General features: G+C 73.0%; 10 protein-coding genes. 4 read left to right on the top strand and 6 right to left on the bottom strand.

The features are described from left to right. Nucleotides 1–5: 5 nt before the first annotated feature. The 5 genes from ACZ3KJ_RS09695 to ACZ3KJ_RS09675 all read right to left on the bottom strand — a co-directional run bounded on the left by ACZ3KJ_RS09695 (nucleotide 6) and on the right by ACZ3KJ_RS09675 (nucleotide 8,598). A complete protein-coding gene (locus ACZ3KJ_RS09695; protein ID WP_467526024.1) occupies nucleotides 6–1,178 on the bottom strand; it encodes an acyltransferase family protein in 1,173 nt (390 codons plus the stop codon). A 272-nt stretch (nucleotides 1,179–1,450) separates the two neighbouring features. Continuing rightward, nucleotides 1,451–4,270, bottom strand: coding sequence for a glycosyltransferase family 4 protein (locus tag ACZ3KJ_RS09690; RefSeq protein ID WP_467526023.1), 2,820 nt, complete (start codon nucleotides 4,268–4,270; stop codon nucleotides 1,451–1,453). Nucleotides 4,271–4,657: 387 nt separating this feature from the next. Further along, nucleotides 4,658–6,094, bottom strand: coding sequence for a hypothetical protein (locus ACZ3KJ_RS09685; protein ID WP_467526022.1), 1,437 nt, complete (start codon nucleotides 6,092–6,094; stop codon nucleotides 4,658–4,660). 93 nt (nucleotides 6,095–6,187) lie between these two features. Beyond that, the gene (locus ACZ3KJ_RS09680; protein WP_467526021.1) at nucleotides 6,188–7,522 is read right to left on the bottom strand and encodes an alpha-2,8-polysialyltransferase family protein; all 1,335 of its coding nucleotides are present in this window, start codon (nucleotides 7,520–7,522) and stop codon (nucleotides 6,188–6,190) included. Further along, on the bottom strand, nucleotides 7,522–8,598 hold the full coding sequence (locus ACZ3KJ_RS09675) for a glycosyltransferase family 2 protein (RefSeq protein WP_467526020.1): 1,077 nt from the start codon (nucleotides 8,596–8,598) through the stop codon (nucleotides 7,522–7,524). Before ACZ3KJ_RS09675 ends, ACZ3KJ_RS09680 begins: the two co-directional genes overlap by 1 nt. Before the next feature lie 198 nt (nucleotides 8,599–8,796). Here ACZ3KJ_RS09675 and ACZ3KJ_RS09670 point away from each other — a divergent pair, with 198 nt between their 5' ends. The 4 genes from ACZ3KJ_RS09670 to ACZ3KJ_RS09655 all read left to right on the top strand — a co-directional run bounded on the left by ACZ3KJ_RS09670 (nucleotide 8,797) and on the right by ACZ3KJ_RS09655 (nucleotide 13,677). Further along, complete coding sequence (locus ACZ3KJ_RS09670; protein ID WP_467526019.1) at nucleotides 8,797–10,146, top strand: DUF6716 putative glycosyltransferase; 1,350 nt, start codon at nucleotides 8,797–8,799, stop codon at nucleotides 10,144–10,146. A gap of 127 nt (nucleotides 10,147–10,273) precedes the next feature. Beyond that, on the top strand, nucleotides 10,274–11,566 hold the full coding sequence (locus ACZ3KJ_RS09665) for a cytidylyltransferase domain-containing protein (protein ID WP_467526018.1): 1,293 nt from the start codon (nucleotides 10,274–10,276) through the stop codon (nucleotides 11,564–11,566). 13 nt (nucleotides 11,567–11,579) lie between these two features. Next, nucleotides 11,580–12,518, top strand: coding sequence for an N-acetylneuraminate synthase family protein (locus ACZ3KJ_RS09660; RefSeq protein WP_467526017.1), 939 nt, complete (start codon nucleotides 11,580–11,582; stop codon nucleotides 12,516–12,518). 67 nt (nucleotides 12,519–12,585) lie between these two features. After that, on the top strand, nucleotides 12,586–13,677 hold the full coding sequence (locus ACZ3KJ_RS09655; protein ID WP_467526016.1) for a hypothetical protein: 1,092 nt from the start codon (nucleotides 12,586–12,588) through the stop codon (nucleotides 13,675–13,677). Nucleotides 13,678–13,894: 217 nt separating this feature from the next. Here ACZ3KJ_RS09655 and ACZ3KJ_RS09650 read toward each other — a convergent pair whose 3' ends face one another. After that, nucleotides 13,895–14,590 (bottom strand): class I SAM-dependent DNA methyltransferase, encoded by a 696-nt coding sequence (locus ACZ3KJ_RS09650; protein WP_467526015.1) that lies wholly within the window; start codon nucleotides 14,588–14,590, stop codon nucleotides 13,895–13,897. Between the last annotated feature and the right edge of the window lie 125 nt (nucleotides 14,591–14,715).

Here is a 14,715-nt window from a genome sequence, read left to right as displayed (position 1 = left end):
CCTCCTCACCGCACCCGCGACAGCGCCGCCCGCAGCCGGGGCGTCAGCGGCTTCTCCACGAACCGGTTCAGCAGCCAGGCCAGCAGCAGCATCGAGGCGAGCGTCAGGGCGAAGGTGGCCGCCGACGGCAGGTGCAGGCCGCGGTGCAGCATGCGGATCACCACCCACCCCAGGTGCTCGTGGACCAGGTAGAACGGGTACGTCAGCGCCCCCGCCACCGTCAGCCAGCGCCAGTTCACCCGGTTCAGCAGGCCGAGCCCGATCGCCGCGACCGCCGCGAAGCCGAAGGCGACCACGAGGACGATGCCGAACGTGGTGCGGTGGGCGAAGGCGTCCGGGTCGGAGGCGTTCCACAGCGAGTCCACCGCGTAGTGCTGCCCGATCAGGAAGCCGACGGCGACGATGCCCCAGGCGACGGCGTCCCGCCGGTCGCGGTGGACCAGGTAGAGGCCGATGCCGCCGATGAAGTACGGCGCGTACTCCGGCATCAGCACCAGGTCGAGCAGCGGCTCCTGCGCCGCCTCCGCGACGACCGCCGCCAGGGTCCACACCGCGCAGAACAGCACGACCCGCCGCCGGTTCGCGCCCGGCAGCACGACGCACAGCGCGAACAGCGCGTAGAAGCGGATCTCCACCCACAGCGTCCAGCACACGCCCAGCACCCGGTCCGCCCCCAGCGGCTGCTGGAGCAGGGTCAGGTTCACCAGCGCGTCGCTCGGCGACACGGCCTCGTACACGACCGCCGGCAGCGCGAACACCGCCGTCACCAGGACGACCGCCACCCAGTAGGCCGGCAGCAGCCGGGACGCGCGGGAGGCGAAGAACGACCGCGGCGAACGGCCCCAGCCGCTCATGCAGATCACGAACCCGCTGATCACGAAGAAGACCTGGACGCCGAGACAGCCGTAGGCGGCGAACGCGCTCAGGGACGGGAACTGGAGCTTCGGCGAGGTGCCCCAGGCCCGGGTGACGTCACCGCCGCGCCCGGCGTAGTGGTACACCGCCACCATCAGCGCGGCGACCAGCCGCAGCCCGTCCAGGGCCCGGAGCCTGCCCTCCCGGCGCCCCGGAGCCGGCGCGGACGGGTCCGGCGCGGGCCGGTCCGGCGCGGACGGGTCCGGAACGTCCGGCTCCCGGGCCGCCGGTGCCGCGCCGGACCGTGATGCGGAGGTGCTCACGACCGTTTCCGTCACGCTGGTATCCCTCGCAGTGCGCCGTGGGTTCGTCTCTCCCGGCCCCGGACGCCCGGGGCCGGGCCGTGCGGTGGCCTCGGCCCGGCTTCGGCGGCCGGGTCGAGAGTGTGTCTCGGTCGGGCTTCAGCAGCCGGGGCCGTGCGCGTGTCTTGGCCCGGCTTCGGCGGCCGGGCCGTGCGCGTGTCTCGGTCCGGTTTCGGCAGCCGGGCCGAGAGCGTGCCTCGGTCCGACTCCGGCAGCCGGACCGCGCGCGTGCCTCAGTCCGATTTCAGCAGCCGGGCCGAGCGGTTGCCGAGCTGGACGCGCACCGCCTCCCGGCGCGCGAGCTGCCGGATGGACCGGCCCCGCGTGCCGAGCAGGTTCGCGACCCGCGCGACCTCCGTCCACACCCGGGCCCGCTCGCCGCCCGCGATCGCGGCCGCGGAGAGCAGCCGGCAGGCCTCCTTGACCTCGCCGCGCCGGGCCCGGATCTCGGCCATGCCGATCAGGACGTCCACCGGCTGCCGGCGGCGCAGGATCTCGGTGCCCACCCGCAGGGCGTCGTCGTGCTTGCCCGCCTCGAAGTGACGGGTGAAGTCCTCGGTGAGGTACTTGCCGTGCCGGGCGAGCACCGCGGCGAACCGCGCGTTCGGGGACTCCGCGCGGTCCGGCAGGCCGTCGCCGGTCCCGTCGCCGCCCTCCGACAAGCCGTGGGCCGTCCCGCCCGTGCCCTCCGACACGCCGTCCGGCGTCGACGCCGCGCCGGTCCCGGACGCCCCCGGGGAACCGCCGTCGGCGACGTGGGACCCGCCGTCGGTGACGGGGGACCCGCCGTCGGCGCCGGGGCGCCGCCGGGACTCGCCCGGTCCGGGCAGCCCCAGCGCCGTCGTCATCCGGGCGGTGAACGCGGGGATGTCGAACAGCTCCTCGACGTCCTGGTACTCCGTCTCCGACACGGTCTCGTCCAGCACCCGGCGCAGCGCGTCGAGCGCCGCCTCGGGCGTGTACTCGGCGAAGGAGCGGTAGCCGGGAACGCCCTCCAGGACCTCCCGGGAGCCCACCCGGTGGTAGGTGACGGTCCGCAGCCGCTGCTGGACCGCCTCCACCACCGACAGCGGCATGGGGTCGTCGACGCTGGACAGGAAGAAGACGTCCGAGGCGGCGAGTTCCTCCCGCACCCGGTCCCGGGAGAGCGACCCCATCCACTCGACGCGGTCCGACAGCAGCGTGGAGGCGTTGATCCGCCACGTCTTGTGCCCGATCCACGCGAAGCGCCACGGCAGGCCCTGGGCGTAGGCCAGTTCGGCGACCCGCGAGAACAGGTCGAGGCCCTTGCGGTCCTGCATGGAACCGACCATCACGATCCGCGGCCGCTCCCCGGGCGTGCGCCGCGCGCGGGCGCGGTGGGTGTCGCGGGGGACCGTGTTGTAGACCACGACCGGGTCGCTCACGCCCAGCTGGCGGAACATGTCGGCCTGCGCGGTGGAGACGCACAGCACCTTCAGCTTGGGCAGCAGGGTCAGCATCTCCTGGTGCCGCAGGGTGTGCTGCCCGCCCTCGAAGTTCATGACGTACTCGGTCTCGTGGGCGTACAGCACCACGGACTTCCCGGCGTCCCGCAGCGCCTGGACCAGCTCGTTGGCCAGCGGCGAACGCCAGAACGGGGCCAGGCTGTTGACCAGGACCACCTCGGCGCCCTCCAGGTCCGCCATGACGTCCTCGGCGCGGCTGTAGGCGCCGAGGTCGAAGTAGCGGACGTCCACCGGGCTCTGCGCGAGCAGCGCCTGGGTGTAGGTGAGGACGGGGATCGCCACGCCCGTGACGTACGAGAAGCCGAGGCCCAGCACCGCGAGCGAACGCGGCCGGTCCATCCGCCCCTGGACGGCGCGCAGCGCCCGTTCGGCCCGCGACAGGCCGGCGTGCCCGTCGTCCTCGCCCGCCGTCCAGCGCGGGGCGGGCCGCTCGGCGGGCACGACGGCCCGCTCGACCAGGCGCAGGACGCGTTCGGCCACGTCGTCCTGGAAGGCGATGAAGTGCTCGACGGGCTCGCCGTGCACGTTGGCGGCGAACTTGCCCGAGCGCTGGAGGTCGGCGACCACGTCGACGAGCTCGCCGACGGTGCCCACGTTGCGCAGCAGCGGGTGGTTGACCGTGGGGAAGACGATGTTCAGCGGGGGCGGGCTGAACAGGATCAGCGGGGTGCCCGCCCGCAGCGTCTGGAGGTACGTCGTCGAGAAGAAGGTGACGGCCAGGTCGTACCCGTCGAGGGCCTCGGCGTCCAGCAGGGCCTTCTCGTCGAGGACCGTCACGTCCGGCAGGGTGCGCAGCCAGGTGAGGTGGCCGTCGAGCGTGGACGGGTGCGGCTTGATCTCCACCTGGCCGAACTCGGTGAGCGCGGCGCACAGGTCGGTGAGCTGCTCGCGGTGCTGGTTCCGGGAGAGCTTGCGCTGGTCGCCCAGCGGCTGGTCGAGGACCACGATGCGCAGCGGCTCACCGGGGTCCTTGGCGTGCCGGTGGGTGGTGGAGCGGGCCGCCCGCAGCAGGGCGGGGTCGTCGCTGTGCCCGAGGGCGCCGGTGATGTGGACCGGCGCGTCGGCGTCCGCGGAGCGGAACAGCAGGTGGTGGGCGGTGGCCGGGCCCCAGACGCAGACGGCGGCCGGGCCGGAGGAGCCGTAGTACCAGTTCTGGTCGTGCAGCCCGGCGTCGGTCCGCTTGAAGTGAAAGTCGAGGTGGCCGTCCTGGACCAGGACCAGCGGGAGGGAGCGGCCCAGCGTCCCGGCCACCCGGCGTCCGCGCTGCGACTGGTCGTTGAAGAACACCAACCGGTCGATGTCCTCCTCGTCGGCGAAGGCGCTTATGCGGTGGCCCAGTTCCTCCAGGAACTCGGCGTCGCTCAGCGCCTCGTCGACGGTGAAGAGATTGCGTGCCGTGAGGCCGTCGAAACGGGCCGCCGCCTCCTCCGCGATCCATCCGGCGACGTTTCCGTCCCGGTCCGCGGTGACCAGGTGGAACGAATGGGCGTCGGCACCCTCGGCGCGCATGATCTCAGACGCGAGGTTGACGCCGTTGCGGTTCTCGACAAACACAGCGATGCGCATCGATGTACCAGTCCACTCCGAAATCTTGGGCGGCGGGGAAGGCGCTCAGAACGCGGTAGCCACCTTGAGTACCGGCCTCGGTGACGGAGGACCAGGCATACCTTCTTTCGTGCATGAAATACGATCAGGTTTCCCGAACCGGGGAATCCAGGGGGAACGCCCGGTGAACATTCCGCGAGCGCTGGACGTCCATGCCCGGCCGTTCCGGGGTGATCCCTGAGCGACGCCCCGGCCACGGCTGTGCCCGACGCCCCGTTCACGCCCGTTTCCAATGCCGGACCACGCCTACGCCTGCCGCATCGCCTTGCGCGGCGCCCGCGCTCCGCGGCGATCTGGGCGACTGGGTCTGGCGGAACGGGCCCGGTGCGGTGCGCCGGGACGGTGATGTCAGCGCTCGCGACGTAGGGACACGCGCAGGGCTGCGTTGTCGTCTCGGCTCAGAAAGAGTCCTGCGCCCTTCACGGCAGTCACGAACGGCACGGTGGTGTCGGTGCCGAGGATCTTCGCGGTGTCCGGACCCTCGTTGAGATCGACCTGCACGGCGACGGATTCAGTGCCTCCGGAAGTCGAGTCCTGCTGGACCGCTCCGTACGCGGTCCCGTCGTCGCGGATCGAGGCGATCACGATGGCTTTGCGATCACCGCTCTTGGCCAGGCAGATGCCCTTCTTGCGCTGCACGTCGAAGGCGACGGGCCCGGCGGCGAGGTAGCGGCCGTCGGGTGATGCCACCACACCGTACTCGCGGCTCGATCCGTAGTTGCCTGCATTAATGCGGTTGTGCAGGTCGTAGCCGCAGGTCATGGAGGCCAGAAGACGACCGGTGCGCAGATCGTGCACGGACCACACCGGATCGGCGGCAGTGCCGTCCTCATCGTCCGGGGTCTGCCAGCCGGCGAGCACGTGGCCGTCGATGACGCCGTAGGCCAGTCCGTTGAAGGGAGCGTAGTTGCCGGTCTGCTCGGTACCGTTCGGACGTACGGAGTCGCTGAACCAGTGGCCCGCCAGGCCGAACCCTCCGTTGTCCACACCGACCAAGGGGCCGTCCGAGGTGGCTGCGATGACACGGCCACCCGCACAGTCGGCCTGCCCGCACGAGGACAGCAGGTCATCTGGATCGTCGTAGTGGGTGCTCTGACCCGTCACCACATCCACCGCAATCGACCGTGCCGGGTACATGCCCGAGTCGATCACGCCGCCCAGGCCGACCAGCACCCGCCCGCCGTACGTGGAGACCCTCACCGAGGGCTCCCCCTCCACCGGCAGATCGATCTGCCGCAGCGGCCTCACCGACGTGCCCTGCCCGTCAGCGGCGTACACCGCCAGGCTGACCACCACTGTGCCGTCATGCAGAGCGTCCTTCCCACGCACGCCGTGGGCATAGGTGACGATGTACTCGTCGCCGTCCTGATCAACAACCGTCACGCCTGGCGTCTGCGACGACTCGCCGTCGCTGTCCTCGGGCGTCGGTGTGTCCCACGGCGCTGAAGACCACCGGATCTGCCCGGTGTCAGCGGCCCGCACGATGGTGGTGTAGCCGTTGGAAGCCCCCTGAACGGTGGCGACGTCACCCGCGCCCGGAACCGCCGCCACGGGCACGTTCGTCGTCCGTTTCGGAACGCTGCCGAGCGTCGTGTCCCAGCCCTCGCCCGTGTCGTAGGCAGCGGGCACACTCAGCGTGGCGAGAGACTCCGTCTGGTGAGAGGGGCTTGGGATGCTGCCGTTGCTGCTCTTGTGGCCGTCGTCTCCCGGGTCGCTGCAGCTGGCCAGTAATAGGGCCGCCAGTACCACCGCTCCCGCCACTGACCGAACGCGCATGCCGTGCACGCCTCCTCTACCCCCGTGACGGACCGCCGGACCGTCGGTGATCATCCGACCGCAGACCGTATCAAGGAACGGGGCGGCTCCCAACGGAGTGGCTCAAGCCCGCCGCACCGCCTTCCGCAGCGCCCGTGCCCGGCGTACCACCCGGCGGGCGGTGGAATTGCGGGGCAGGAACGACAGCCGTTCCGGGATGCCGCCCGGGAGTCCCAGGGCGGTGAGCCGCTTGCGGCGGAAGTACCGCTGGGTGCGCGGGCCGAGACGGGTGCGCAGGTACTCCTCGGCGGCCGGGCGCAGGGCGGGGTGCAGCTGAGGCTGCATCACGAAGCCGACCGCGGTGACCAGGTCGCCCACCGAGTCGGCGTCGAGCGGCTGCTCGCCCTCCCGGTCCTCCAGGTCCGGCAGCAGGGCGTCCGCCAGCACGGCCGGGACCCGGTTGCTGTTCTGGAACGGCGACAGCCGCTCCAGCAGCGGCCCGGTGCCGATCCGGGCGACCGGCAGGCCGTAGAACTCCCGCGCGGTGAACAGGGCCGTGGAGAAGCAGCCCACGACGAGCGCGGGCCGCGCCCGCTCGAACAGCACCTCGGCGAGGACCGGCGTCTCCAGCACGGTCAGCTCCACGCCCAGCGTGGCGGCCTCCGCCTCCAGGACGCGGCTGTAGCGGGCCGGCGCGGTGGGGTGCGGCTTGAACACGATCGCGCGGTGGCCGCGGGCGACCGCCCCGCGCATCATCCGCACGTGCAGGTCCTCCTCCTCGTCCGGGGAGAGGATGCCCAGCGCGGACAGGTACTGGCCCAGCAGCAGCGCGCTGCCGTCGGGCAGCGCGGGCAGCGTCGGCACCGCCTCGCCGACCTGGCCGAGGACCTTCAGGAACGCGCTCACCGGCACGGTCCGCGCGGGCACCGCGAACTCGGTGAGCAGCAGCGGCGTCAGACCCGGCACCAGGTCCAAGTGGAGCAGCCGCCGCACGCGGGTGCCGATCAGCGGGTCGATCTTGTTGCGGGTGGGGCCGTAGCTCATCAGCCCGTCGGCGTAGACGTCGACGGGCGCGCCCGTGAAGATCTGGGCGATGGCCTGCGCCGGGTCGACCTGGATCGACTCCAGGACGATCTCCACCCGGTCCTCGCCCAGCCCCCACAGCAGGCGCAGGTACCGCTCGAAGAGGGGCACGTCGTCGGGGCGGGGCGACCAGGCGCCGGGGTGGAAGGGGCTGATCGCCGCGTTCCAGGACAGCACCGCGTCGAAGCGGTCCCGCAGCGGCTCGAAGCCGGGCATCTCGTCGACGGCCGGGGTGGTCTCCGGGTTCGTCGCGTTGTTGCACACCAGCAGCATCCGCCGGTCCGCGGGCGACAGGCTCCCGGAGTCCAGGGCGGCGGCCAGGGTGGCGGCGCCGTAGAGGGTGGAGGCGCACAGGATCTGGGTCGTACGGGTCATCAGGCGGCCGCCTCGGATGTGCCGGTCTTCGATGGGTCGGTCTTCGATGTGCCGGTCTTCGATGGGTCGGTGCTGGATGTGCCGGTCTTCGGTGGGTCGGTCTTCTGGGAGGTGATCTTGCGGCGCAGCCGGCGCAGCTTCGCGGAGCGGCGCAGGTCCATGCGGTCCAGGACGTCGGTGAGCAGCTCCTGGGGCATGCGCTGTATGGCCGCCGCGCTCATCGTGCGCAGCTGCCGGGCCACGGCCGGCTCGAACTTCTCGGTCTCGGCGAGGTGGTGGGCGATGATCGCGCAGTAGGTGCGCACCGCCTTGGGCAGCAGCCGGTCCGCCTCGGGGTCCCGCGCGGTCTCGTCGACGACCTGGTCGAAGGCGCGGATGAAGTCGAGCTGCCGGACGTCACCGATCTGGGTGAGGGAGGAGGCGACCCCGCGGCGGTAGAAGACGCCGTGCAGGTTCAGCACCGCGAACGACTCCGCCTCCCGGTGCAGCTTCCAGATCCACGGCCGGTCCTCGGCGGTGCGCAGCCCGTCGGTGAAGTGCAGCAGGCCCTTGTCGAGCAGCCGGCGGTGGTAGGCGCCGGCCCAGGCGTAGGCGTAGTCCACGGACGTGGTGCGGTCGGCGGGCAGGATCGCCTCGCGCGGGCGCAGCACCTCCCCGCGCCGCCCGAGCGGGTGCCGGACGAGCGTGCGGGCGCGCCCGGTGGCCTGCACGTGGTCGACGCGCACGAAGTCGCAGCCCAGTTCCTCGATCGCGGTGACCAGCTCGCCCAGATAGCCGCGCGCGAGCCAGTCGTCGCCGTCCAGGAACGTCACGTACTCGCCCTGCGCGGCGTCCAGGCCGGTGTTGCGGGCGGTGGCGAGTCCCCCGTTCTCCTCGTGGCGGATCAGGCGCACCCGGGCGACCGCCGACAACTCCTCGGCCGCCCGTTCGAGAATGGCCGGGGTCCCGTCCTTCGAATGGTCGTCCACCAGGACGAACTCGAAGTCCGGACGGGCGTTCGTCCGAAGGCTTCTGAGGGTGTCCGGGGCGTATTGCTGCACGTTGTAGAACGGCACGATCACGGAGAGCTTTGGCACCCGCGAAAGCCTAGGAGCGCGCCGGACAGCGAGTATTTCCGCCGCGGGTACGGGCGATGAAATCGGTGTGACGGAACGGTGCACCCCGTGTAATTCCCATGAACCGACGGGCCAGTTCGGTGACCGGTGGGGCGTTGTTAACTTCCTGTTGAGTCGAGGTTGGGCCGGACCTGGATTTCGCTTCCTAGCGTCTTCGACGTGCCACCACGTACTTCGAACCCCCTGCGGATCGCCGTGCTCGCGGACTCCGACACCCGCTGGAAGTGGGGTGCGGCGACCGCGGCCCGGATCGCGCCCGGCGGCCCGGCCATCGAAGCCGGATCCCCGGACGCGGCGCAAGCCGCCCCCGTTCTCGACGGGTTCCTCCTGCGCGGCCGCGCCACCCCCACCCCCCGGCAGCTGGCCGAGGTGGGCGTGCGCGCCGACTCCCTGCGCGAGGTCACCGCCGTCGAGTTCCTGCGCGCCATGGCGCGGGAGCGGTACGACGTCCTCGTCCTCGCCCTCGTCGGCGGCGGCGTCCAGGCGGTCCTGCACGGGCTGAAGCGGATCACGGAGGGCACGGGTGAGCGGCCCGTCGTCGTCACCGGCTACGTCGGTGTCGTCTACGAGAAGCTCGCCGACGGACTGCTGCTGCGGCACGGCGCCGACCTCGTCCTCGCCAACTCACGCCAGGACGCGGAACGTTTCCGCGCGGTCTACGAGGGCGTGGGCGCCGACGCCTCCTCGGTGACCGAGGTGGCCCTGCCGTTCCTCGGGGGCGCCGCCCACCCGGGCGGACCCGACACCCGCACGGTGGTCTTCGCCGCCCAGCCCTCCGTGCCGGAGAACCGCAGGGACCGCACCTACCTGCTGGAACGGCTCATCCGGCACGCCCGGCTGCACCCCGACCGCGACGTGCTCCTCAAGCTGCGCTCCCGGCCCGGCGAACACACCACCCACATCGAGGAACTGCCCTACCAGAAGCTGGCGCAGAAGCTCGACGCACCGTCCAACTTCCGCCTCGTGTACGGCAACATGGGCGAGGTCCTCGACCGCACCGACCTGCTGGTGACGGTCAGCTCCACCGCGGCCCTGGAATCCCTGCACCGCCGCGTCCCCACCGCGATCCTCACCGACCTCGGGATCCGCGAGGCGCTCGGCAACCACCACTTCGTCGGCTCCGGCTGCCTCGCCTCCTGGGACCAGCTCGACGCCGGCCACCGCCCCACCCCCGACGAGGACTGGGTGGCCCGGCAGGGCGTCGCCGCCGACGGATCGTACGACCGGGCCTACGACACCGCCCGCGCCCGCATCACCGACCTCCTCGCCCGGCCCGGCGGCCTCCCGCCGCTCACCCCCTACTACACCCCCGCCACCGCCCCCGGCTACCTGCCCGGCATCCTCGCCCGCCACCACCTCGCCGCCGACGGCAGCCCCCTGCCCAACGCCCCGGCCGGCGACCGGGCCCCCGGCCCGGTCCGCCAGATCGTCCGCCGCGCGGCCCGCGGCGCCTACCGGCACGGCGTCCAGCGCGTGGCACCCGTCATCCGGCGCATGGGGGAGCTGTGAACGCCCGCCGCCCGGAGGCCGCCGTACCGCCGCACCGCCGGGCCGCCGGGCGGGGAGCGCGGGCGGCGTCGTGAACCACCGCCCCTCCCGCCGGGGAGTCCCGCTTCCACGTCAAGGAGACCAGCCCATGTCCCACTCCCAGGCCGCGGTACGCCGGGTGCTCGCCGTGATCCCGGCGCGCGGCGGCTCCAAGGGGGTCCCCGCGAAGAACCTCGCCGCCGTCGGCGGTGTGCCGCTGGTGGTGCGGGCCGTGCGCGAGTGCCGGGCCGCCCGCCTGGTCACGGACGTCGTGGTCTCCACGGACGACCGGGCCATCGCGGCGGCGGCGCGCGAGGCCGGCGCCGAGGTCGTGCTGCGGCCCGCCGCCATCGCCGGCGACACCGCCACTTCCGAGGCCGCCGTCCGGCACGCCCTGGACGCCCACGAGGCCCTGCACGGCGCGGCCGTCGACGTGGTGCTGCTCGTCCAGTGCACCAGCCCGTTCCTGGTCCGTGAGGACGTCGACGGGGTCGCCGCGGCCGTCGTCGAGGACGGAGCGGACACGGCGGTGACCGTCGCCCCCTTCCACGGGTTCGTGTGGCGGGACGCGGAGGACACGCCGAGCGACGCCGGCGGGTCGGGGGGCGGGGAGCGCGCGTCGAGGGACGCGGGGGCCGCGCAGCACGGCACCGGTGGCCACGGCGTCAACCACGACAAGTCCTACCGCCCCCGCCGCCAGGACCGCCCCCAGGACTTCCTGGAGACCGGCGCCGCCTACGCGATGGACGCGGCCGGCTTCCGCGAACACGGCCACCGCTTCTTCGGCCGCACCGACCTCGTCCGCACCGACCCCGCCCGCGTGCTGGAGATCGACGACCCGCACGACCTGGCCCGGGCCCGCGCCCTCGCCCCCCTCTTCGACGCGGACCTGCCCGGCGCCCTTCCGACCGCCGACGACATCGACGCGGTCGTCCTCGACTTCGACGGCACCCAGACCGACGACCGGGTGCTGATCGACTCCGACGGACGGGAGTTCGTCTCCGTGCACCGCGGGGACGGCCTCGGCATCGCCGCGCTGCGCCGCAGCGGACTGAAGCTGCTCATCCTGTCCACGGAACAGAACCCGGTCGTCGCCGCCCGGGCCCGGAAGCTGAAGCTGCCGGTGCTGCACGGCATCGACCGCAAGGACCTCGCCCTCAAGCAGTGGTGCGAGGAGCAGGGCATCGCGCCGGAGCGCGTGCTCTACGTCGGCAACGACGTCAACGACCTCCCGTGCTTCGCCCTCGTGGGCTGGCCCGTGGCGGTCGCGAGCGCCCACGACGTCGTACGCGGCGCCGCACGCGCGGTCACCACCCTCCCCGGTGGCGACGGCGCGATCCGGGAGATCGCCGGCTGGATCCTCGGACCGTCTCTCGACTCTCTCGACCCCGTCACCCAGTAAGGAACCTCCTGACATGAGCACCAACACCCGCCTCCGCCAGTTCGGCTCGCGCACCGCCGGCCCGGGGCAGCCCGTGTACATCTGCGGCGAGATCGGCATCAACCACAACGGCGAGCTGGACAACGCCTTCAAGCTCATCGACGTGGCCGCCGAGGCCGGCTGCGACGCCGTCAAGTTCCAGAAGCGCACCCCCGAGATCTGCACCCCGCGCGACCAGTGGGACATCGAGCGCGACACCCCCTGGGGCCGGATGACGTACATCGACTACCGCCACCGCGTGGAGTTCGGCGAGGACGAGTACCGGCAGATCGACGCGTACTGCAAGGAGAAGGGGATCGACTGGTTCGCCTCCCCGTGGGACACCGAGGCCGTCGCCTTCCTGGAGAAGTTCGACGTCCCCGCCCACAAGGTGGCCTCCGCCTCCCTCACCGACGACGAACTGCTGCGCGCCCTGCGCGCCACCGGCCGCACGGTGATCCTCTCCACCGGCATGTCCACCCCGAGGCAGATCCGCCACGCCGTCGAGGTCCTCGGCAGCGACAACATCCTGCTCTGCCACGCCACCTCGACCTACCCGGCGAAGGCCGAGGAGCTCAACCTCCGCGTCATCAACACCCTCCAGGCCGAGTACCCGAACGTCCCGATCGGCTACTCCGGCCACGAGACCGGCCTCCAGACCACCCTGGCCGCCGTCGCCCTCGGCGCCACCTTCGTCGAGCGCCACATCACCCTCGACCGCGCCATGTGGGGCTCCGACCAGGCCGCCTCCGTCGAACCGCAGGGCCTCACCCGCCTCGTCCGCGACATCCGCACCATCGAGGCCTCCCTCGGCGACGGCGTCAAGAAGGTCTACGACTCCGAGCTCGGCCCGATGAAGAAGCTGCGCCGCGTCACCGGCGTCGTCGCCGAGGCGGAGATCGCCGCGGCGGCCGGCGAGCCCGTCGCGGTCTGACCCGGACCCCGACCCCGGACCCCCTCCGACCAACGCCACCAGTGCCCTACGGGACGGTCGTAAGACGATGAGCCCTCGCGCCGGGTCCACCGGCACCACTCCCCACACCCTCGCGTTCGTCGAGAGCCCGGTGCAGCTCCTGAACGTCCTGGAGTGGGCGCACGCCCAGGAACTCCACCCCCAGGAGGAACCCGGCGCGGGGCTCACCCTCGTCGTCCTGTCCCCGACCGACCCGATGACCCGCGGCCAGTTGCGCCGCATGGCCGAGCTGGCCCGCGAGGAGGGCCACGAGGTCCGCTGGGAGGAGGCCCGCGGCGGCACCACGGCGCCCTTCCGCACCATCGGCGGCCTCGCCCCCCTGCTGCGCGGGGCACGCCGGGTCGTCATGGGAGACCCCTTCTCCCGCTACGTCCAGCTCCTGCTGACCATCACCCGCGCCGCCGACCTGGTCGTCGTCGACGACGGCACGGCCACCATGGAGTTCGTCGGACAGCTCGCCCGCGGCGAGCGCCTGGTGCGCTGGCACCGCAAGGGCGGCACCCCCGGACCCCGCGACCTGCTCTTCGCCCCGGTCTCCGCCTCCGCCCGCCGCCGCCTGACACCCCGCGCGGACCGGCGGGTGGAGGTCTTCTCCTCCATGCCGGTGACCGAGGCCCCCGCCGACGTCACGGTCACCCCCCACACCTTCGAGTGGACCCGCGCCCGCTTCGGCCCGCCCCGCGTCACGAGGGGCGCGGACCTGGTCGGCACCTCCCTCGTCGAGACGGGCGTCGTGGACGGCGACCGCTACCTGCACGCCGTCGGCGCCCTCGCCCGGGCGCACGGCGCCACCCGCTACTTCGCCCACCGCCGCGAGAGCGCCGACAAGCTCCACCGGCTGGCCGGGGAGACCGGTCTGGAGATCGTCCGCCCCGAGCTCCCCCTCGAACTGATCGCCCGCCGGGGACCCATCGGCAGCACCGTCCTCAGCTTCCCCTCCACTGTCGTCCACACCCTCCCCCTCGCCCTGGCCGGCACCGGCGTCCGCGTCGCCGTCTGCGATATCGACCCCACCTGGCTCACCGCCCACGCCTCCCCCCGCGCCCACGGCTTCCTCTCCGGCGTGACGGGAACGGCCCGGGGGGTGGACCGGCTGGCGACGGTGGTGAGCACGGGGTAGCGCACGGCGTTCGTGACGAGCGACGCACGGCGGCCCCCGCCGCCCCTGAGGGGGTGCGCAGGTGACGCGGGTCACGCGTCCGGCGTACCCGAAAGGCAGAGCCTCCGTCACCTCCCGGCGCGCCCGCCGTCACTTCCCGGCGCGCCCGCCGTCACTTCCCGGCGCGCCCGCCGTCACTTCCCGGCGCGCCCACCGTCACTTCCCGGCGCGCCCGCCGTCACCCCCCGGCGGCCCCGCCTTCCGCCCCCTCCGGCCTCCGCGCCAGCAGAAAGGCCCGGCCCCGCGTCTCCTCCTCCTCCGGCTCCCGCGTCACCCGCGCTCGCACTTCCAGCCCGGCCCCCGCGAGCCGAGCGGTCACGACGTCCGGGTCGCGCCAGAAGCAGGGCAGCGAGACCGGGTGACCGAACCGCTCCGTGAGCCGTTCCTCCTCACCGTCGCCCGTCCGGAACCCGAGCAGCAGGTGGCCGCCGGGCACGAGGACCCGCCGGAATTCCCCGAACAGCACGGGCAGCCGCTCGTCCGGCACGTGGACGACCGAGTGCAGGCAGAGCAGGCCGCCCAGGGTCGCGTCCGGCAGGGCGAGGGACTCCATCGAGCCCACGTGGAAGCGCAGCCGGGGGTGGGTGCGGCGGGCGAGGGCCACCATGCGGGGCGAGACGTCGACGCCGAAGACGGGTACGCCGAGGCCGTGGAGGCGGGCCGTCACATGGCCGGGCCCGCTGCCGACGTCCGCCACCGGCTCGGTCCCCCGCTCCCTGACCAGCTCGGCGAACCCGGTGAGCAGGGCCCGGTCCAGGGGCCGGTGCCCGAGTCCGTCCGGGACGCGGCGCGCGTACTCCTCGGCGATCGCGTCGTAGGACACCCGGGCGTCCCGCACATGAGCGGGGTCCGCCGGCCCGTTCGGTTCCGTCACGGGGCGGACTGTAGCGGGGGCCGGTGAACACCGGGGGCGGAACGGCCGTCCTCCCAACGGCCGAACCCCCCGCAGGAGCCGCCGCCCGGGGTCACGGAGACGCCGGGGGCCGGTACCTGCGCGTA

The sequence above is a fragment of the Streptomyces sp. NPDC003248 genome (assembly GCF_055563235.1).
This window is presented reverse-complemented; position numbering and strand designations above follow the sequence as displayed.

What these genes read in the sequence shown, in the direction of transcription:
- ACZ3KJ_RS09690 (WP_467526023.1), bottom strand. Translation starts at nt 4,270, where the DNA reads ATGCGCATCGCTGTGTTTGTCGAGAACCGCAACGGCGTCAACCTCGCG.
- ACZ3KJ_RS09680 (WP_467526021.1), bottom strand. Translation starts at nt 7,522, where the DNA reads ATGACCCGTACGACCCAGATCCTGTGCGCCTCCACCCTCTACGGCGCC.
- ACZ3KJ_RS09665 (WP_467526018.1), top strand. Translation starts at nt 10,274, where the DNA reads ATGTCCCACTCCCAGGCCGCGGTACGCCGGGTGCTCGCCGTGATCCCG.
- ACZ3KJ_RS09660 (WP_467526017.1), top strand. Translation starts at nt 11,580, where the DNA reads ATGAGCACCAACACCCGCCTCCGCCAGTTCGGCTCGCGCACCGCCGGC.
- ACZ3KJ_RS09655 (WP_467526016.1), top strand. Translation starts at nt 12,586, where the DNA reads ATGAGCCCTCGCGCCGGGTCCACCGGCACCACTCCCCACACCCTCGCG.